The 19,237-nt window shown below is 63.9% G+C and carries 13 protein-coding genes; 12 read left to right on the top strand and 1 reads right to left on the bottom strand.

Annotated elements, in window-relative coordinates; translation table 11 throughout:
* Positions 1–24: 24 nt before the first annotated feature.
* Complete coding sequence (locus tag G3N58_RS03870; RefSeq protein ID WP_167044180.1) at positions 25–1,767, bottom strand: sigma-54-dependent Fis family transcriptional regulator; 1,743 nt, start codon at positions 1,765–1,767, stop codon at positions 25–27.
* A 283-nt stretch (positions 1,768–2,050) separates the two neighbouring features.
* Between G3N58_RS03870 and G3N58_RS03865 the strand changes: the two genes are divergently transcribed.
* From G3N58_RS03865 to G3N58_RS03810, 12 genes are all read left to right on the top strand, one after another.
* Positions 2,051–2,950 carry a VOC family protein gene (locus tag G3N58_RS03865; protein WP_167044177.1) on the top strand — a complete coding sequence of 300 codons (900 nt, stop codon included), beginning with the start codon at positions 2,051–2,053 and terminating at the stop codon, positions 2,948–2,950.
* A gap of 137 nt (positions 2,951–3,087) precedes the next feature.
* Positions 3,088–3,651, top strand: a complete 564-nt coding sequence (locus G3N58_RS03860) for a flavin reductase family protein (protein ID WP_167044174.1) — start codon at positions 3,088–3,090, stop codon at positions 3,649–3,651.
* Positions 3,638–4,837, top strand: a complete 1,200-nt coding sequence (locus tag G3N58_RS03855; protein ID WP_205193010.1) for an acyl-CoA dehydrogenase family protein — start codon at positions 3,638–3,640, stop codon at positions 4,835–4,837. Before G3N58_RS03860 ends, G3N58_RS03855 begins: the two co-directional genes overlap by 14 nt.
* Before the next feature lie 561 nt (positions 4,838–5,398).
* Entirely contained in the window at positions 5,399–5,869 is a 471-nt protein-coding gene (locus G3N58_RS03850) for a hypothetical protein (RefSeq protein ID WP_167044171.1), read from the top strand.
* A 626-nt stretch (positions 5,870–6,495) separates the two neighbouring features.
* Positions 6,496–7,494: a polysaccharide lyase family 7 protein gene (locus G3N58_RS03845; RefSeq protein ID WP_167283313.1), complete on the top strand. Its 999-nt coding sequence runs from the start codon at positions 6,496–6,498 to the stop codon at positions 7,492–7,494.
* Between the two features lie 66 nt (positions 7,495–7,560).
* Positions 7,561–7,701 (top strand): hypothetical protein, encoded by a 141-nt coding sequence (locus tag G3N58_RS03840; protein ID WP_167283314.1) that lies wholly within the window; start codon positions 7,561–7,563, stop codon positions 7,699–7,701.
* A 170-nt stretch (positions 7,702–7,871) separates the two neighbouring features.
* The gene (locus G3N58_RS03835) at positions 7,872–11,522 is read left to right on the top strand and encodes a hydantoinase B/oxoprolinase family protein (RefSeq protein WP_167283315.1); all 3,651 of its coding nucleotides are present in this window, start codon (positions 7,872–7,874) and stop codon (positions 11,520–11,522) included.
* A gap of 113 nt (positions 11,523–11,635) precedes the next feature.
* Entirely contained in the window at positions 11,636–12,385 is a 750-nt protein-coding gene (locus G3N58_RS03830; protein WP_167283316.1) for a DUF969 domain-containing protein, read from the top strand.
* Complete coding sequence (locus G3N58_RS03825) at positions 12,382–13,338, top strand: DUF979 domain-containing protein (protein ID WP_167283317.1); 957 nt, start codon at positions 12,382–12,384, stop codon at positions 13,336–13,338. The genes G3N58_RS03830 and G3N58_RS03825 overlap by 4 nt, the downstream gene beginning before the upstream one ends.
* 72 nt (positions 13,339–13,410) lie before the next feature.
* The gene (locus G3N58_RS03820) at positions 13,411–14,343 is read left to right on the top strand and encodes a LysR family transcriptional regulator (protein WP_167044153.1); all 933 of its coding nucleotides are present in this window, start codon (positions 13,411–13,413) and stop codon (positions 14,341–14,343) included.
* A 185-nt stretch (positions 14,344–14,528) separates the two neighbouring features.
* Positions 14,529–15,626, top strand: a complete 1,098-nt coding sequence (locus tag G3N58_RS03815) for a porin (protein WP_167283318.1) — start codon at positions 14,529–14,531, stop codon at positions 15,624–15,626.
* A gap of 443 nt (positions 15,627–16,069) precedes the next feature.
* Positions 16,070–19,228, top strand: coding sequence for a hypothetical protein (locus G3N58_RS03810; protein WP_167044147.1), 3,159 nt, complete (start codon positions 16,070–16,072; stop codon positions 19,226–19,228).
* Positions 19,229–19,237: the final 9 nt, after the last annotated feature.

Raw genomic sequence — 19,237 nt, 5'->3', positions numbered from 1 at the left:
GGGTAGGCAGTGGGCAGGGGCGTATTACGAAGGTGCGAGCTGTTTTCTTCGGTACGCCAACTGACCGCGTGTGATGCCGAGAATCGCGGCTGCCCGTGAGGCATTACCTCCGGCCTGATCGACCGCGGCGCTGACCATCGTCCTTTCCATCTGAGCGAGAGTGACGCCATGGCGGCGCATGAGTTCGCTCACGATTGCCGAGTGATCCGGTTCCGCCTCGTCCCGATGCAAAGCGGGAGCCGCTTCTGCGGTGCTCTTTTCCGAAGGAATCGACACGATGTGATCCGTTTGCGTACGCTCGCGCGAAAGCTCCTTCATCGTAATGACATGTGAAAGGTCGAGCGGCCGGTCGTTGTCGCTGAGAATGATTGCACGCTCGAGGACATTCGAAAGCTCACGGATATTGCCGGGCCAGGGGTACGAGAGCAGCGTGGCCATGGCTTCCGGCGCGAGTCCGTGGACCTGGCGGTCGTAGGCCTTCGAATAGCGCTCGACGAAGTGCGCAATAAGCACCGGGATATCTTCCTTGCGTTGCCGCAGCGGCGGAATCTGAATCGGGAAAACATATAGGCGGAAGAACAGGTCTTCCCGGAAATGGCCTGCCCGCACGGCGCCCCAAAGATCCTCGTTGGTTGCGGCAATGATGCGAACGTCAGCGTGCCGGGCCGTGCCGCTGCCGAGGCGTTCGAACTCTCCCGTTTCCAGTACGCGCAGCAATTTGCCTTGCGCGGTAAGCGGCAGGGTCGCGATCTCATCCAGAAACAGAGTGCCATTCTCGGCGAGTTCGAAACGCCCTGCACGGGCGGCCTCGGCACCGGTGAAAGCGCCGCGCTCCACACCAAACAGTTCGGCTTCCATCAAGCTCTCGGGAATGGCCGCGCAGTTTATGGCCACGAACTGCTGCGCCGCCCGGTGACTCCGCTCGTGCAGCAGGCGGGCCAAAGCGCTCTTGCCGACGCCGCTTTCCCCCAGCAACAGTGCGGTCGCCCCGGTTGGTGCCACACGGTTGATCTTCTGGACAACAGCCTGGAAAGCCGGCGACATGCCAACTATCTCCGACTTACCCTTGGACTGTTCATGCGGGAGTGCCGCCACGCGTCGCTTTTCTCTTCTTTCCTTTGCCTTGAAATCAGGCACATGATCCATGACTGGCGCGTTCAGGAACTGCAGCTCCGTCTCCGGATCGGCCCATTCGCTTGCCGGCTGGGCGATGACATGGCACACGTCGTGCCCCATTGCCCGACAGCCGATTTCCCGCACGAGGATCAGCTTCCCCATGCAGGCGCTCAGGAAGCCGCTTGCGTATCCGGTCTGTAGCCAGCATGCGGGCGTCGAACTGAAGCTATGCGACAGTCGGTGGTCTTCGTCTTCGAATGAATGTTCCCACAGGAATTCCAGACGGCAGCGCCCTTGCGTCACGTCCAGGTCCGCGCTGATCAGCTTGGAGAGGGCGACCCCCTGTAGCGCATGAAGCTGCGGGCCTCGCGCCAGCAAATCGAATATAGCGGCGCCCGGTGCATGAAGTTGTAGTGCTGTCTCCGCGTCGCGTGTGCCTGAAGAAAACCCGATGCGAGTCAGGATCGCTCTGGCGGAATAACTGCCGAGTGAGGCAATCAGTTCGCCGCGCAAATCGTTGAGCGCGGCGAGATGCATCATGATCATGCGCTGCTTGCCCAGATAGATCTGCGCCCGCTCGGGATTGAAATGGAGCTTGTCTTTGAGTAGTGCGATATCGGGGAAGTCCATGCGGCTGAGTGCTTTCGGCATCGATGTCTCCCTTGGCTTGCCGGGCGGCCTGCCAAAGGAGGTTAAAAATTTTGCAGTGGGGCATCATTTTTTTTCAGGTACCGCGAAAAATCAACCGCGACCGATTTGTGGTTTTATATTGCAATGCAACATTGTCGATGTTCTAAGTTTTATATTTTTCATAGTTTTAACGGAAAATGAGAAATGATGCGATGCATCATTTCTGTGATGGCATGATGATTGCTTGATAGATCCGGTGGCGCGATAGTGGCTGCGCAAGAAACCCCTTGAAGGAGCAGTAATCATGTCGGAGCTTTCAAGCCTGGGATACACCGTGTTCCAGGTGAGCAATTTGAGGAAATGGGAGGATTTTGCAGTTGACGTGCTTGGCCTGATGGCGGGCCAGCGAAATTCCGGTTCACTTGGCTTGCGTATGGACGAGTACGCGCAGCGCATCCTGCTGGAGGAGGGGCGCGACGACGACATTGCCGCGGCAGGCTGGCAGTTCGATACGGAGGACGAGTTGCATGCCTACATCACGCGACTGAAGAGCACGGGTCTTCCGGTCCGCGATGGCGGCAAGGACCTTGCCGCGAGCCGGCAGGTGGAGCGTGTCTTCTGTTGCGACGACCCGAATGGCTTCGTCCATGAATTTTATTGCGGCCCGACCTATGCCCCGGGTTCTGCGCCGTTTCACTCGGCGCGACTAAAGGGAGCGGGATTCGAGACGGGACGCCTCGGCATGGGACATATCCTGCCCGTTTCGAAAGACTACGTTAGGTCGCTCGACTTCTATAAGAACGTGCTCGGCCTTCGTATCAGCGACACGATTCGCGATTCGCATACCATGCCCGGTGTGATGATCGATGCGACTTTTTTTCACACGCGAACGGGGCGCCATCATTCGCTGGCCACAGCATCCATGCCTTTCCCGAAGCGGCTGCACCACGTGCTGCTTGAGGTGCAGAGCATCGACGATGTGGGTATGGCCTATGACCGCTGCCTGAATGCCGGTCTGACGATCCACGCGGGATTGGGACATCATCCCAATGACCAGATGTTCTCCTTTTACGTCCAGACGCCGTCGGGTTTCGGACTCGAGTATGGCTATGGCGGTGTCGTCATCGACGACCTTGCGTGGGAAGTGAAAAACTACAGTCAGCTGAGCGACTGGGGCCATCGGCCTCCGGCCATGTCCGTGTAAGCGGTTCGCGTTCGGGCAGGCTGTCACGACGCCCCGATTCCACCAAAGGTATTCCGTGCAGCGCACCGTGCGAGTGACACGGTGCGGTCCGTGCATCACGAATAACGGATCGGTTCTTCAATTCAGGAATACAGAATATGGCTGAAACTGCGCTAGCGAAAACGCCGGTGCGGCGCATCGATACGTTGCCGGATTGCTTCCGACAGGGAATGCGCCGCCTGGCAGCCGGCGTTTGTGTGCTGACGTCCGATCTGGACGGGATGCCGGTCGGGTTGACGGCGACGGCCGTGACCTCGTTGTCCGCGGAGCCGCCGCGCCTGCTGGCTTGCGTGAACCGCAAGGTGTCCGCGTATACGGCCTTCGAAAAGGCGCGTGCTCTATGCGTGAACGTGCTGTCCGCGAGCGACGTGGATATCGCTCGACGTTTTGCAGGGATGGTGCCGGATGTCAGCGGGCCGGATCGATTCGCGACGAGTATGTGGAAAGGCAAGGTGCCGGCATTGTCCGGCGCACTGGCGAGCTTCCAGTGCCACATAGCCGAGATGGTCCAGGCAGGCACGCATTCCATTTTGATTTGCGACGTGGAGAGTGTCGTTGTAGGAGAAGTCGACACAGCGCCGCTCGTGTACGCGCACGGGCAGTTCAGCGCGCTTGTCGACGATTCGAGTGTTAAGGAGAAGGAAGGAAATGAATGTCGCTAACGAAATGATTTACGCGCCGTCGGTGAAGGAACTGGTTGCGCGCGCCAACGCAATGATTCCTGCACTACGTGCCAGCGCCGCTGAAGTAGAACAGGCGCGCAGTGTGCCAGCAGAGACGATCGAGGCCTTCAGGCAGGCCGGTTTCTTCAAGATACTGCAACCGAGGCGCTGGGGGGGATGGGAAATGGACCCGGGCGTATTCTCCAGGGTACTGATGGAACTTGGCAGAGGGTGCCCATCCAGCGCGTGGAACATGATGATTCTGGGTGTCCACCAGTGGGAGTTCGGTACGATGGACCCGCGCGCGGGGGAAGCATTGTGGGCAACGGACCCGAATATCCTGGTCGCTTCGTCTTATGCTCCGTTCGGGAAATGTCGCCGGGTGGAAGGCGGATGGCTCGTGAGCGGCGAATGGCGAACCTCCAGTGGGTGCGATCACGCCGAAGGCGGTGCCATGCTGGGTGCGTTTGCGCTCGACGAAAAAGGCAATCCTCGCGATCACCGCGCCTTCCTCGTGTCGCGCGACGACTACGAGATTATCGACGACTGGCATGTCGTCGGACTCGGCGGTACCGGGAGTAAGAGCGTGCGTATCAAGGGCGAGGCATTCGTGCCGGATTATCGTTCGCACAGCATCGTCGACTATCGGAAATCCAACCGGCCGGAGCCGTATCTGTACCCGTTCAGCCAGGTTTTCTATGGGGCGGTGTCGTCGGTCATCATCGGCTACGCACGCGGCATGATCGATCTGTACATCGAACAGATGACGTCGCGCCAGAATGTCATGGGGCCGGGGGGCGCGGCACAGAACCCGTACGTGAAGGACAAGCTCGGCAACGCCGCATTGCTGGTCCGCTCGGCACAGGCACGCCTCGCGCAGGTCTATGCGGAAGCATCGGCTCACGTTAGCCAAGGCGAGTTGGTGCCTCTGAACGATCGCGTCTATCACGCCCTTGAAATTCAGCGCTGCGGCAAGGATTGCCTCGATGCTTCGCTCATGCTGTGGAAGAAGCTCAGTGCGCGCGCGGTTGCGCTGAGCAACCCGGCGCAATTGTGGATGCGCGCCATGCTGGTCGCTGCCAACCATATTACCCAGAACGAAGACGATACGGCGGGTGTGCTTGGCGGGTATCTGCTTGGCCAGGGTGTTCCGCCATTCCTGTTCGGTTTGCCGGAAGCACAGTAGTACCAGACACGCCCCGGAAAAGCCGCGCTATGGGCGCGGTTTGCCGGGGCGTCCGCGAGAGGTGAATGCGGTGGCATGAGTGAACGAGGGCGGGCGTGATATTCGCACCGAAGCGACCGGAGGAGCTTCAGAAGTTCGACATCGTTGGAGAGATCGGCGCGCCTTGCTCCTGGCTCGGTTTGGGGGTTGGGAATCCAGCAGGAAGGTCACATACATTCATTCCGTCCTTGCACCTATTGCATGGCAAGCGATCAGCTCGAAGTATTGTCGGACTATCAACGCGAATTCGATAAGGCCTATATCATGGCATTTGTGTTGACGACCTAAGGATGAGGTTCAATGGGAATCTGTGCATCGAGAGCTATTACTGTTAGTACCGACGTTGTCGCTCCGTACGACAACCAGCCTGGTTCGCAAGCCGTCAGGCCCGGGTCTAACCGGGAACGTCAACAGTCGCCGAGCTTTCCGCTGCAGGGCTTATCTCGTGCACCGCGCCCTTCCCGTGACGCAGGCTCGATGCCGAGTATCAGCGTTTCGCGCGTTCGACCAGAGCAACGCGAAATGAACGAGGTCAATTACGCTGCGTCCCATGCCCGGTTCGGAAAATTAAGGATCGGACAAGATCGCAAGCCGGCAGGCGAGTCGAAGGCAAACTTCCGGTTGCATCTACAGGCCCCTGACGGGCAAGCTGTCTCGGTAACTCAGGAGATGACCGCCGACAACGAAAATCCTACGTACACGAACAGATCAACGTTTGGCTATGACGTTGTCGAGCTACCGGAAGCCATGCAGGGAAAGGGCATTGGCTATTTCGTACAGTATGCGGCAGCGAGCGCGGCAACGCGACTCGGTGCCCAGCGGGTAACAGTTGACGCCGTTTCGAATGAAAGAATGGAAGCCCTTTGCACGAAAGTCGCAATGACAAACAAAGGCGCGATCGATGAATCATGCTATTCGGGTGATCCCCGCGAGGTCGCAAGACGCGCCCTGGGCAAATTGAAGGCGCATGGGTGGTCAATCGACAGTGAATGACAGGCACGTATCCTACGCAACTGCCGGCTCCTCGGAGAATCAACTCGCGCGCACCAGCCGGACCCATTGCGTAGAGAAGTCGTTAGTCGGAGCCGGCGGCGCGATGGTTTCGAAGAAGAACCGCTAATCGCATTGCCGCTATCGTCCATGAACGAATGGGAGCGGGTAGCGGAACCCATGCCATTGACAGGCTGGCATGATCAAATCCGGTTGTATTAAGCGGGTTCGATTAAACACGCTTTTACCAACCCACCGGGCGGCCACGTACGGATAATGCGATCAGAACGCAACCTGTTCACAGAGCAAGTTTCAGCCAGGCGATCTGGCAGTCCGTTGAACAGTGCCTTGTTTTGATGACCGGAGCGCTGGTTAGGGGACATCGCAACACAAATCGCAGGATTGCGTGACGGACGCTTTCAAGTTCGCCCTTACCAAAAGCGGCCACCCCCCTCCCGCCCCCCCCCCCCAACCATTCATTTCGCCCCACGCGACGAAACTTCGGATGCGAGCCGGAATGCTCCGGCGCTCCGCATACAGTGATCGTGGTTTACAGACCGTTATAAGCCCTCACGGGCGATCACGCGAACGGTGCTTCTCAAACGGACTCAATTCTTGGAGTGTCGACCATGTCCAATCTGGCGATTCAGAACCCGTACCAGGCCGGTTCGCTGAATGGTCTGGATGCAGGCAGCTTCGGCGCCGGCAATGCCGGCCAGGAGCAGCTGATGTTGGAATTGCTGCAGGAAATCCTGCAGATCCTGAACCAGACGTACCAGAACCAGAACGGCAGCGGCGGCGGTGGCGCGCCCGCGGTCGGCGGTGCCGGCGCGCCGTCGGTTCCCACACCTTCCAGCGGCGGTTTCTCGCCGCCCGCACCCGCGCCCGCGAGCGCAGGCCCCGGAGGTACACCTCCGGCCAGTGCCCCGTCGGTAGGCACGACGTCGCCGAGCGGCGTGAACGGAGCCGGCGGTGGACCGTCCTCGGTCGACCTGTCGGGCTTCGGCAGCCTGCAATTGCCGAGCGGCAGCAACGGCCACGTGGATACGATCAGCGGCGGCCAGCTCGGCAATTACAACAGCCAGTATTTCCAGCACAACGGCAACGGTTCGATCACGCTGACGGTGCCGCCGGGCGGTGGCGCCCATACCGCGAATTCGAATTTCCCGCGTTCCGAACTCTCGGAAAATGGCACCTGGAAGATGTCGAGCGGTACGTCGACGCTCAGCGGAACGGTCTCGGTCGACAAGCTGCCGCCCGGCGGCGACGTCGTGTTCGGCCAGATCCACCAGCAGGTGTCGAGCGGCAAGCCGCGTCCGCCCGTCGAACTGCATTGGGACAAGGGCAACATCGTCGCGAGCGTGATGGACTCGAACTCGCCGAATGCGGGCCGCCATAACGTGACGATCGCAACCGGCGTCAAACCCGGCGAAAAGTTCTCGTACGACATGCAGATGAAGCCGAACGGTCAGCTCGATATCACGGCCGCGGGGCACAGCCAGTCGATCCAGCTGGACCCGAGCTTCAACAACGCCAATATGTACTTCAAGTCGGGCAACTACTGCCAGGACCCGGCGGGCGGCAGCGCCGTGACGCTCTACGGGCTCGGCATCTCGCATACGAAATGAACGGCGCGTAGCTCGCGCCGTTGGCCGATGGGCTGCAAGTATCTGCGAATGCGCAGCGGCGGAGCAATGCCGCATCCGTCGTCGTTTCTGCCGGCCGTCACCGTCTCTCCGTCGCGCACGATCGTCAATACGATCGTGCGCGCGCTCGAACGCATCCCGACAGCCCTCTCCAGCGCCTTCGCGCGCGCCCCGTCAAACCCGCTGTAAGCCCCGCCGGACGGGGCTTCGGCAGACATATGATTTTCTTATGAGGTCGATTTATTTTTCTGCCTCGACTTCGTCGGCGCGAGCTTCGACAATCGCGCCCATGCCGATGTATGAACCGGTACGCATGACCCGGTTCAATTGAATTCCGAACGACGAAGGATAAGCAGAAGATGAATCAGAAACACACGAATGCGCCGAGCGACGAGACGCCAGGTGCCGATGACGGACGCTGGCAGTTCTGGGTCGATCGCGGCGGCACGTTCACGGACATCGTCGCGCGCCGGCCCGACGGCGCGCTCGTTACGCACAAGCTGCTGTCGGAGAATCCCGAGCGTTACGAGGATGCAGTCGTGCAGGGCATGCGCGACCTGCTCGCCCTCGCGGCCGACGAGCCGCTGCCGGAGCAGCTCATCGAGGTCGTGAAGATGGGCACGACGGTGGCGACCAATGCGCTGCTCGAACGCAAGGGTGCCCGCACGCTGCTCGCGATCACGCGCGGTTTCGCAGACCAGTTGCGCATCGGCTATCAGGAGCGCCCCGACATCTTCGCGCGTCATATCGAGCTGCCGTCGCAGATGTACGAGCGCGTGGTCGAGATCGACGAGCGCGTCGGCGCGCACGGCGAGCAACTGCAACCGCTCGACGAGGCCGGCACGCGCGCCGCGCTCGAAGCGGCGCGCGCGAGCGGCATCACGTCGATCGCGATCGTACTGATGCACGGCTATCGTTTCCCCGAACACGAACTGCGCGTCGCCGCGATTGCGCGTGAATGCGGTTTCCGGCAGATCTCCGTGAGCCACCAGGTCAGCCCGCTGATGAAACTCGTCGGCCGGGGCGACACGACGGTGGTCGACGCGTATCTGTCGCCAGTGCTGCAGGACTACGTCGAGCGCGTGTCGCGGCAGACCGGTTCGGTGCGCCTGATGTTCATGCAGTCGAGCGGCGGTCTCGCCGACGCGAAGCATTTCCGCGGCAAGGACGCGATTTTGTCGGGGCCGGCGGGCGGCATCGTCGGTGCCGTGAGGACCTGCGAGGCGGTCGGCGAAAGCAGGGTGATCGGCTTCGACATGGGCGGCACGTCGACCGACGTCGCGCACTACGACGGCGCATTCGAGCGCGTGTTCGAGACGCAGGTCGCCGGCGTGCGGGTGCGTGCACCGATGATGGACATCCATACGGTCGCGGCCGGCGGCGGCTCGATCTGCAGCTTCGAAAACGGCCGCTTCAAGGTCGGCCCGGAATCGGCCGGCGCATGGCCCGGTCCGGCGAGCTACCGCAACGGCGGCCCGTTGACGGTGACCGACTGCAACGTGATGCTGGGCCGCGTGCAGCCCGATCATTTCCCGCACGTATTCGGCCCGGACGGCAACCTGCCGCTCGACGCCGGGACAGTCCGCCGGCGCTTCACCGAGCTGGCGCAACAGGTCGAGCGCGAGACTGGCCAGACGATGAGCCCCGAGGCGGTTGCCGAAGGATTCCTGACGGTCGCGGTCGACAGCATGGCGCAGGCGATCAAGACGATCTCGGTCGAACGCGGCCATGACGTGTCCAGCTATGCGCTGTGCGCGTTCGGCGGTGCCGGCGGCCAGCATGCATGCGCGGTCGCCGAGGCGCTCGGGATGCGCCGCATCGTGCTGCATCCGTTCGCGGGTGTGCTGTCCGCGTTCGGCATGGGGCTCGCGGATCTGCGCGTGCTGCGCGAGAAGGCCGTCGAAACGGCGCTCGACGCCGGCGCGGTCGAGGCGATCCTGAAGGAATACGAAGCACTCGAAACCGAGGCGGTCCGGCAGGTGGTCGCGCAGCGAGTGCCGCGCGAGCAGATCGCGACGGCGCGCGCGGTTCGTCTCAAGTACCAGAACACCGACTCGACGCTCGAAGTGCCGTGCGGCGACGCGCAGACGATGGTCGCCGCGTTCGAGGCGCTGCACGAGAAGCGCTACGGCTTCGTGATGAGCGACAAGCCGCTCGTGATCGAATCGATCGTCGTCGAGGCGGTCGGCAGCACCGGCACGCAGCCCGGCATCGGCGCGCCGGCCGGTGTGGCCGGCGCCACGCCGGGCGAGGTGCGGATGTTCCTCGACGGACGCGACACGGCGGTGCCGCTGTGGGTGCGCAAGACCCTCGCGGCCGGCACGAGGATCGACGGGCCGGCGCTGATCGCCGAGGACATCTCGACGATCGTGCTGCAGTCGGGCTGGCGCGCGAGCGTGCTCGACGACGGGACGCTGCGCCTCGAACAGGCCGACGACGCCGTCACCAGCGCGGCGGCCCGTCAGACGATCACGACCGAGCGCCATCCGGTGCATCTGGAGATCTTCAACAACATCTTCATGTCGATCGCGCAGCAGATGGGCGTGACGCTCGAAAAGACCTCGTATTCGGTCAATATGAAGGAGCGGCTCGATTTCTCGTGCGCGATCTTCGACCGCGCGGGTGGCCTGATCGCGAACGCGCCGCACATTCCTGTGCATCTCGGCTCGATGAGCGACAGCGTGCAGAGCGTGATCCGGCAGCACGCCGACGACATGCAGCGCGGCGACGTCTACATGCTGAACGTGCCGTACAACGGCGGCACCCATCTGCCCGACATCACGGTCGTGATGCCGGTCTACGGTCCCGACGACGCGCTGCTGTTCTACGTGGCCGCGCGCGGCCACCACGGCGACGTCGGCGGTATCACGCCGGGCTCGATGCCGCCGAACAGCACGACGATCGAGGAAGAGGGCGTGCTGCTCGACAACGTGAAGATCGTCGCGGCGGGCCGCTTTCTCGAACCGGCGGTGCGTGAAATGTTCGGGGCCGGTCCGTGGCCGAGTCGCAACGTCGACCAGAACATCGCCGACCTGACCGCGCAGATCGCCGCGTGCGAATGCGGCGCGACCGAACTGCTGCGTGCGGTCGGGCGCTACGGCGCCGACGTCGTGCTCGCGTATATGAACCACGTGCAGGACAATGCCGAGGAGGCCGTGCGCGCCGCGATCGATGCGCTCGCCGACGGCGAGTTCGCGTACGAGATGGACGATGGCGCGGTGATTCGCGTGAAGGTATCGATCGATCATGCCAGGCGCAGCGCGCGAGTCGATTTCGACGGTACCAGCGAGCAGCGCGGCAGCAACTTCAACGCGCCGCGCTCGGTCTGCAAGGCCGCGGTGCTGTACGTGTTCCGCACGCTGCTGGCGGGCAGCATTCCGATGAACGAAGGCGTGCTGCGGCCGATCGAGATCCTGATCCCGCAGGGCTCGATGCTCAATCCGGTCTATCCGGCGGCCGTCGTCGCGGGCAACGTCGAGGTGTCCCAGTCGATCACCGACGCGTTGTACGGCGCGCTGAACGTGATGGCCGGTTCGCAGGGTACGATGAACAACTTCACGTTCGGCGACGACACCCAGCAGTACTACGAAACGATCGCCGGCGGCTCCGGCGCGGGCTTGGGCCATCCGGGCACGTCGGCGGTGCAGACGCACATGACGAACTCGCGGATGACCGACCCCGAGGTGATCGAATGGCGCTTCCCGGTGATCGTCGAGCAGCACGCGATCCGCGCCGGCAGCGGCGGCGGCGGTCAGCAGGCGGGCGGCGACGGCGCGGTGCGGCGCATCCGCTTCACGCGCGCGATGACCGCGAACATCCTCGCGAACCGCCGCAGGGTGCCGCCGTTCGGGCTCGCGGGCGGCGAGAACGGCCGCCCCGGGCGGAACTGGATCGAGCGGGCCGGCGGCGAGGTCGAGCGTTTCGGCGCGACCCATACGGCCCAGGTTAATCCGGGCGACGTGTTCGTGATCGAAACGCCGGGCGGCGGCGGCTACGGCCGCACGGCCTGAGCCCGGCGGGCGGCGCGCAGCGTGATGGGGGCGCGCCGCCCGTGCGGCAGTGAAATTCACCCTACCGGCGGTTGGGAACACCACCCGCCGCCGGACCAATCAGGAGACCAACGATGCACCCCACGGCAGTCAATCTCTATCCGTTGCTTGGCGTTCTCGTCATCGTCGCGGGATTCGTCCTGCGTTTCAATCCGATGCTGATCGTCACGGTGGCGGCGATCGTCACTGGTTTCGCCGCGCACTTTCCGGTCGAACGCATTCTCGAGGCGATCGGCAGCGGCTTCGTCAAGACCCGCGTGATCCCGCTCATCATCCTGTTGCCGCTGCCGGTGATCGGCCTGCTCGAACGGCACGGGCTGCGCGAGCGCGCGCAGATCTGGATCAGCGGCATTCGCGCGGCCACACCGGGGCGGCTCCTGATCGCCTATCTGTTCGTGCGCGAGATCACGGCTGGGCTCGGCCTGACCGGGCTCGGCGGCCATCCGCAGATGGTTCGCCCGCTGATCGCGCCGATGGCCGAGGGCGCCGCCGCGCGCTTCGGCAAGCTCGGCGACACCGAGCGCTACCGGATTCGCGCGTTCGCGGCGGCGTCCGACAACGTCGGCCTGTTCTTCGGCGAGGATATTTTCGTCGCGTTCGGCGCGATCGTGCTGATGGTCACGTTCCTCAAAGAGGCCGGCATCACGGTGGAGCCGCTGCACGTCGCCGTGTGGGGCATCCCGGTCGCCGTCGCCGCGTTCGTCGTGCATAGCTTGCGGCTGCGGCGGCTCGACCGCTGGCTCGAACGCCGGGCGCAGGCTTCGTCCGAGACGCCCGACAGTCCCTCTCACGCCGCCGCGCCGGCCAACGGAGAACACGCATGACGATCCTGCTCAACTATTTCTTCTGGCTGCTCGGCGTACTGCTGTTCGTCGTCGGCGGCATCATCGTTTGCGATCGTGAGCATCCCAAACGGTTTCTCGCCGGCGGTTTCTGGATACTCTACGGCGTCGTGTTCGTGGTCGGCGACCGGTTGCCTGCCGCCGTGGTCGGCGGGCTCGTCGTCGCGATGGCGCTGGTGGCGGGCTTCGGCGGCGTGACGGGCGGCAAGCCGAAGGTCCGCACCGAGAGCGAGCGCTTCGAGCGCGCGAAGCAGCTCGGCAACCGGCTGTTCGCGCCGGCGCTGACGATCCCGCTCGTCACCGTGATCGGCACGCTGCTGTCGTCGCATCTCGTGTTCGGCGGCATGCCGCTGATCGATCCGAAGAACGTCACGCTCGTCTCGTTCGGCATCGGCTGCGTCGCCGCGCTCGCGCTCGCATGCTGGCTGACGCGCGACTCGGTTGCGCAGTCGGTCCGCGAATCGCGCCGGCTGATCGACGCGCTGTCGTGGGCGGTGGTGCTGCCGCAACTGCTCGGGATGCTCGGGCTGGTGTTCGCCGATGCCGGCGTCGGCAAGGCGGTCGCTCATGTCAGCACGACCTACATCGACCTCGACCATCGCTTCGTCGCGGTCGTCGTCTATTGCGTCGGGATGGCGCTCTTCACGGTCATCATGGGCAACGGCTTTGCGGCGTTTCCGGTGATGACGGGCGGCATCGGCGTGCCGATCCTGGTCGGCGTGTTCCACGGCAACCCGGCGACGATGGCCGCGATCGGCATGTTCTCCGGCTACTGCGGCACGCTATTAACGCCGATGGCGGCGAACTACAATATCGTCCCGGCCGCGCTGCTCGAATTGCCGGACAAATACGGCGTGATTCGCGCGCAGGTGCCGACCGCGCTGATCATGCTGGTCGTCAATATCGTGCTGCTCAATTCGCTGATGTTCCTCTGATACCCGCAGCGGCTCGGCGGCAGCGAATCGCTGCGCGCCGATTTTTTCGCCTCGTATCGACAGAGAGATCACGTGAACCTGAAGTTTCTGGAAACCTTTATCTGGGTCGCGAAGCTGCACAGCTTCAGCCTCGCGGCCGACAAGCTCCATTCGACGCAAGCCGCCGTCTCCAGCCGGATTCTCGCGCTGGAGCAGCAACTGGGCGTCAGACTGTTCGCGCGCGGCCCGCGGGGCACGAGCCTCACGCCCGCGGGCGAGCGCGTGCTGGCGTATGCCGAGCAGGTCAACGAATCGATGGCGCGGCTGCGCGCGTCGCTGCATGGCGAGAAGCTCGCGTTCGGCACGATCCGGATCGGCGCGATGGACAGTGCGATCCATTCGTGGTTCGTCGATTTCGTCGCGGACGTAATGGAGCACTATCCGAATCTCGACATCGAGGTCACCGTCGAGACCGCGCTGACGCTCAACGAGCAGTTGCGGCGCGGCATGCTCGACATGGTGATCCAGACCGACATGCTACGCGACGAGACGATCCGCAGCATCGAGGTGCTCGAACTGCCGATCAGCTGGATCGCGGCGGCGGATTCGCCGATCGTGACGGGGCCCAGGCCCGAATCGCCGACGGCGGCGCTGCGCTGGCTCGGCGGCGAACGCCTGATCACGTATTCGCGCCATTCGCGTCCGCACCAGGATCTGCTGCGGCTAATGCAGTCGTACGGGCTCGGCGAGTCGCGCGTGAACTGCATGAATTCCGTGGCGGCGATGGTGAAGCTGACGCAGGCCGGCTTCGGCGTCGTGGCGATGCCGGCGGCGCTCGTCGAAGACGCGCTGCAGAACGGCGTGCTGCATCGAATCGAAGGGCTGGAAGTGCCGCCGCCGCTGCCGTTCGTAATGGCGTGGCGCGACGGCACAGACTGGACCGATCGACTCGTCGAGATCGCGATCGGCACCGTGCGGCGCTACGCGCAGCGGCTCGGCGAGGGCGCCGCGCGCGTCACGGTCTGAGCCGCGCGCGGCCTATCCGATTTTCTTGTGCGGACGATTTAATTTTCTTGCTCGACCGACCGGCGGCGCATGCGTAAAGATGTGGCCGCCGGCCTGCCGCGTCGCGTTGCCTCGCGTTACGTTGCGATGGGCAGAGCCGGGAATGGATCGGTAAAACAGATAAATCGTTTAGGAATGACAATAAAATGAAGAATCTCATCTGCGGGGTAGCGCTGGCAGGCGCATGCGGTGGCGCGTGGGCGCAATCGAGCGTCACGCTGTACGGCCTCATCGACCAGGCGGTGCGCTTTCAGACTTCGGCGACAGGGCATGTCGTCAGCCTCAACGAAGGAGCGATCAACGGCAACCGCTGGGGGCTGAAGGGGAGCGAGGATCTGGGCGGCGGCCTGCGGGCGATCTTCCAGCTCGAATCCGGCTTCAATATCGCGAACGGCAAGAGCGATCAGCAGGGACAACTATTCGGCCGCCAGGCATGGATGGGACTGCAGGACGACACGTGGGGCACGCTGAAGCTGGGCCGGCAGTATGGCGGCATCTACAATTTCTACGCGTTCAATTTCGATCCGCTCGGCGGCGGCAATATCAACGTGACCGACTGGTCGTTGTTCCTCACCGGCATCCGCTTCGACAACACTGCCGAGTACGACAACAATCTCGGCCCGGTGACGGTGCAACTGCAGCGCTCGTTCGGCGGCCAGCCGGGCAGCGCGTCGTCAGGCAGCACCACCAGCGCCTTTCTGATCTACAACTTCGCGGGCGGCAAAGTCGGCATCAGCGGCGCCGAGTCGAAGGACGGCGCAGGCCACAAGCTGACGGTCGGCTCGGCCGGCGGCACCTACGCCTGGGGCTCCGTCGGCCTGTATCTGTACGGCATCGATGCGCGCCGCGACGCCGGCTTCTCGGTCGCTGCATCGAACAGCGGCGGCCCGCTCGCGAACACCAACATCATCAGCAATGCGACGACGCTGTCGGGTCCGCAGACGTCGGCACGCGACGACGTGTTCGTGCGCGTCGGTGCAACGTGGAAGGCGGCGCCGCAATGGCGTTTCATCGCGTCCTACGCGTACGACCACGCGAACAACGTCGCGCCAGGTCAGAACGGCACGATCCAGACGGTCTATGGGATCGTCGACTATCTGCTGAGCCCGCGCACGGACGTTTATCTCGAGGTGGACCGTAGCCACCTGAGCGGCGCGTCCGTCAACGATCCGAACGGCCCGCTCGCGTTCGGCGGCGAGGCCAACAACTTCGGCGCGAGCCTGAGTTTGCGCACGGTGTTCTGAGTGCGGGGCGGCCGCATGCCGGCCGCCCCGCACTGCTGTCTTCGCATATCGCAATGAAACTGCGCGGGGGGTGCCCGATCCGGCCTCGGGATATGAGACCTTGATCCATCAATAACGCATTAATGACATAACAACGAGTGGAGATCATGTCATCATCCAGAGTGGAAAGTTATGCCATGCGACCGATGGGCGGTTCGGTCAGCAATCCTGAGCAGGCGGCCCCCCCTGAGCCGGTCGAGATGCCCCAGGATGTCGCGGCGAAAACGACCCAGCGAAGTTCCGGCGGCGTGCTCGGCTCACTGGCTCGATTCGCCCGGCCTGCATCCACTACCCTGAATTTCGGATTGTTCGGTTCGAGAACCACCGCGCGGCCGACCGGTCCGAGAGCGCCGGTAAACGCCGACAAGCCGCGGACGGAAGGAACCGGCACCCACGGCTACGGGTTGTTCGGGGTCGCCCAGCATGCGCTGAGCCGTTTTACCGGTGTATCGGGCAAGGACTCCGCTTATACCTCGCATGAGCAGATCAAGACCCGCGCGGGAATGCAGCGCGTGGTAGCGGCCGAGTTCGGCATCGGCGACATCTCGACTGTCGCGGCCGACGCGCCGCTGCGCCGGATGCTCGACACCCTGGCCGGGCAGCTCGTCAATCACGAGCATGTGGCGCTGGCAGGGCTGGCGCTGGCTCGCGTATGCAACGGCGACGCCATGCGTGCGAGTGCCGCATGCGATGCGATGCGCAACCCGGCGGCCGCGACGCCCGATGCGAACCGCGACGCGTTTGCGATGCAGCGTGCGCTGGTCAACGGCGGCAACGGTCTCGACGCGGTGCGCATGCTGCGCCACTTGCCCGACATCCGGGATCAGGACCGCGTCGGTCACGCGGCCCAATCGCAAGCGCTGAATACGCAGATGAACTGTGCGGAAAGACTGCTGCAGCGCTGGCCGCCGGTGGCGGGGCCCGCTCCCGATACGGTCGAGGAACTGATCCGGATGATCAACACCGCGTTGCCCGCCGGGCAGCGCCAGGCCGACATCCCGACCGACGCCTACATGAAGCCGTCGTTGCAGGCGCTCGCGACTTCGATCGAGGGCCGTGCCTTGGTCGCATCGGCCGTACTCCTCAAGAATCCGGGCGCGAAGCTGGAGAAAAATCTCGGCAAGGCATACCTGCCTGCCCGCAACAATATTTTCGACGAGGCACAGGTCCGCGACTTTAGCGCCGAGATGTTCGGCATGCTGCGCGATGGACTGAACGCGGCCGCCGCCGGCTCCATGCTGGGGCTGGGCACAGTCGTCAACAGCACGCCGCTGACTTCGCTGAAACAGGGCACGGGCGGACAGATGATGCGCGAGCCCAAAGCCGATTTCCTGGAATTCCAGCAGGCCGCCGTGCGCTCGATCGGTGCCCTCGTCGGAGGTTTTGATCCGGCCGCCGCTGGCGCGACCTTGTCGCCGGATACGATCCGCAACATGGTGCGTGCCTTTGCCGTCGCTGCATGGTGCAAGCAGGTGGGAACCCAGGGATGGGCGGATACGCATCGATTCAGCGCCGACGATCGGACGGAAATCGCGCGCACGGCTCAGCAGGGGCTCGGCATCACTCACGATGCGCAGCAACTTCGCGAACTTGGGCGGCAGGTCGGCGCGTTGGAATCGGTGGACCTCAAGACGCTGGGCGCGTGGCTCGGTGACGTCGGCATCGACGTATCGCCGGGCACTGAACACGGCGATCGCCTGGCCTCGCTGAATCGTTTCGAGCGACACGGCAACACCTTCGCCGGCGGCCAGTTGGACACCGTAAAACTGAACGATGCGGTAACGGCGGTGGCCGCCCATTTGCGGGCGGCCCCGGGAAATGCGCTGGAGAACGAACTGCGTGCCAGCGCGCTGGAATACTGGACCGCATCGAGCAGTCAGCCGACGGCTGCCGGTCATGCCCAGGGATGGACGAGAGGCACGCCACTGTCGGAGCACGAGCGCGAGGAACTCGTCCGAACCGTGGCCGGCAAGCTCGGCCGTACCGTCGACGACGTGAAGCATTCCGCCGAATTCGCGCAGATCGGTCCGATGGGCGTCGACACCTTGCGTGCCTGGGCCCGCCACGGCGGCATCACGAACGGGCCGGTGCACGACCAGTTGGCGGCGCTGACGTCGGGCATCGAGCCGGACGCGGACGATTTCGTCGACGGTGTTCGCGCCGCGATCATGGGAGCCCGCACCACGTATCCGGTCATCATGCAGCGCACCGAGCGCATGGGTTTCAATATGAATGTCCCGCTGGCGATCAGAAAGGCGATGGAGGATATCAAGCCCGCCTTGCCGAAGATGCCGGGCGAGAGCGCCGACATGTCGCTACTGATGGGGCCCGACGTGGCGGTGGCCGGAAGCCGGGTACGATCGGTCGTGGCGGGTTCCACCGCCATCGCGGGGTCGCTCGACGTGACGCGCGGCTACGGCGTCGGCGGGCACGCGGGCTGGGCGACCGTCGCTACCGCCAATATCGGGGCGCCGCAGGTCGTCAAGGCGCAAGGCACGGTCACAGGGCAGTTGTGGATGAACGGCGACGCCACCGTCTCGAAGGGGTGGACGCTGCGCTCCCGCATGGTGTCGGGTCAGCCCGAAGCATGGCGCACGCAACTGCTGGCTGGCTATGACGCGATGTTCGGCCGACGCGGCGACCGCCCCGCGACCCCGGAAGATCTGTTCGACCGTTTGTGCGAACAGCATGCCGCCAATCCCGAGCTGTCGATCAGCCCGCTCGAAGTGACGCGCTACAGCGGCGGTCCGAGTTTCACCGTCACCGTCGGCTTGCGCGGCGACGCGAACAACTGGAAACCGGGCGTGTCGCTGAGCCTCGGCGGCGCGGCGTCCTATACCGCGTCGGGACGCGGCGACGTGGGCGCCGGCACCATCAGGACGAGCATCGCCAACAATACGTTCGCGGCTTCCGCGACGACCAGCGCATCGATCGCCGTCGGCGTGCCGACGGTCAGCAAGGCGCAGGGACCAGTCGCGACGATCTCGTTTCCGTCGATTCCCGTCGTCGGCGCGAGTGTCGTGACCGTGCCGGTGGCGCGCGGCGGAACGGCGCGCATTTCCACCGAGGACGGCAAGATCGCGCCCACGACCGTGTGGGACGACGAAAGCGTCAGAGTGCAGGATCTGACCGTGCGGACCGAAAGGCCGGAGCGCCGGCGCTCGTGGATCGCTTCGCTGGGCGGCGGCGCCGAGGGCGAGAGAAAGCTCAATGCGTTCCTGAACCTTTGCGAAGGCGAGGCCGACAAGGGCAATCTGCTGATTGCCGATCGCCAGATCATCACGCCGGTCGCCGTGGAGAAGATCAATACGCTGCTGTCGCTGCGGGAGATCCATGTCGCCGGCGCGGCGACGACACCGGAAGATCGGGCCCGATACGACGAATGCAGCCGGGCGATCAGCGCGATCCTGCAAGCGAACGACAGCTGGAAGAACCGCTTCCTGTACCTGCTCGAAAACACGGTCATTCGCGACGTGGTCGGCCCCGACACGGTGTTGACGGCGCAGACGGTCAACGAAGTGCTGACGCCGCATCAACTGCACGCGTTGCCGGCCGAAAATTGACCGCGTGTC

This window comes from Paraburkholderia sp. Ac-20342 (assembly GCF_017104985.1).
Lineage (GTDB): Bacteria > Pseudomonadota > Gammaproteobacteria > Burkholderiales > Burkholderiaceae > Paraburkholderia.
This window is presented reverse-complemented; position numbering and strand designations above follow the sequence as displayed.

Bases quoted from the DNA above. Each gene is read 5' to 3' on its own strand.
- G3N58_RS03870 (WP_167044180.1), bottom strand. From the start codon at position 1,767: ATGCCGAAAGCACTCAGCCGCATGGACTTCCCCGATATCGCACTACTC.
- G3N58_RS03865 (WP_167044177.1), top strand. From the start codon at position 2,051: ATGTCGGAGCTTTCAAGCCTGGGATACACCGTGTTCCAGGTGAGCAAT.
- G3N58_RS03860 (WP_167044174.1), top strand. From the start codon at position 3,088: ATGGCTGAAACTGCGCTAGCGAAAACGCCGGTGCGGCGCATCGATACG.
- G3N58_RS03855 (WP_205193010.1), top strand. From the start codon at position 3,638: ATGAATGTCGCTAACGAAATGATTTACGCGCCGTCGGTGAAGGAACTG.
- G3N58_RS03850 (WP_167044171.1), top strand. From the start codon at position 5,399: ATGAACGAGGTCAATTACGCTGCGTCCCATGCCCGGTTCGGAAAATTA.
- G3N58_RS03845 (WP_167283313.1), top strand. From the start codon at position 6,496: ATGTCCAATCTGGCGATTCAGAACCCGTACCAGGCCGGTTCGCTGAAT.
- G3N58_RS03840 (WP_167283314.1), top strand. From the start codon at position 7,561: ATGCCGCATCCGTCGTCGTTTCTGCCGGCCGTCACCGTCTCTCCGTCG.
- G3N58_RS03835 (WP_167283315.1), top strand. From the start codon at position 7,872: ATGAATCAGAAACACACGAATGCGCCGAGCGACGAGACGCCAGGTGCC.
- G3N58_RS03830 (WP_167283316.1), top strand. From the start codon at position 11,636: ATGCACCCCACGGCAGTCAATCTCTATCCGTTGCTTGGCGTTCTCGTC.
- G3N58_RS03825 (WP_167283317.1), top strand. From the start codon at position 12,382: ATGACGATCCTGCTCAACTATTTCTTCTGGCTGCTCGGCGTACTGCTG.
- G3N58_RS03815 (WP_167283318.1), top strand. From the start codon at position 14,529: ATGAAGAATCTCATCTGCGGGGTAGCGCTGGCAGGCGCATGCGGTGGC.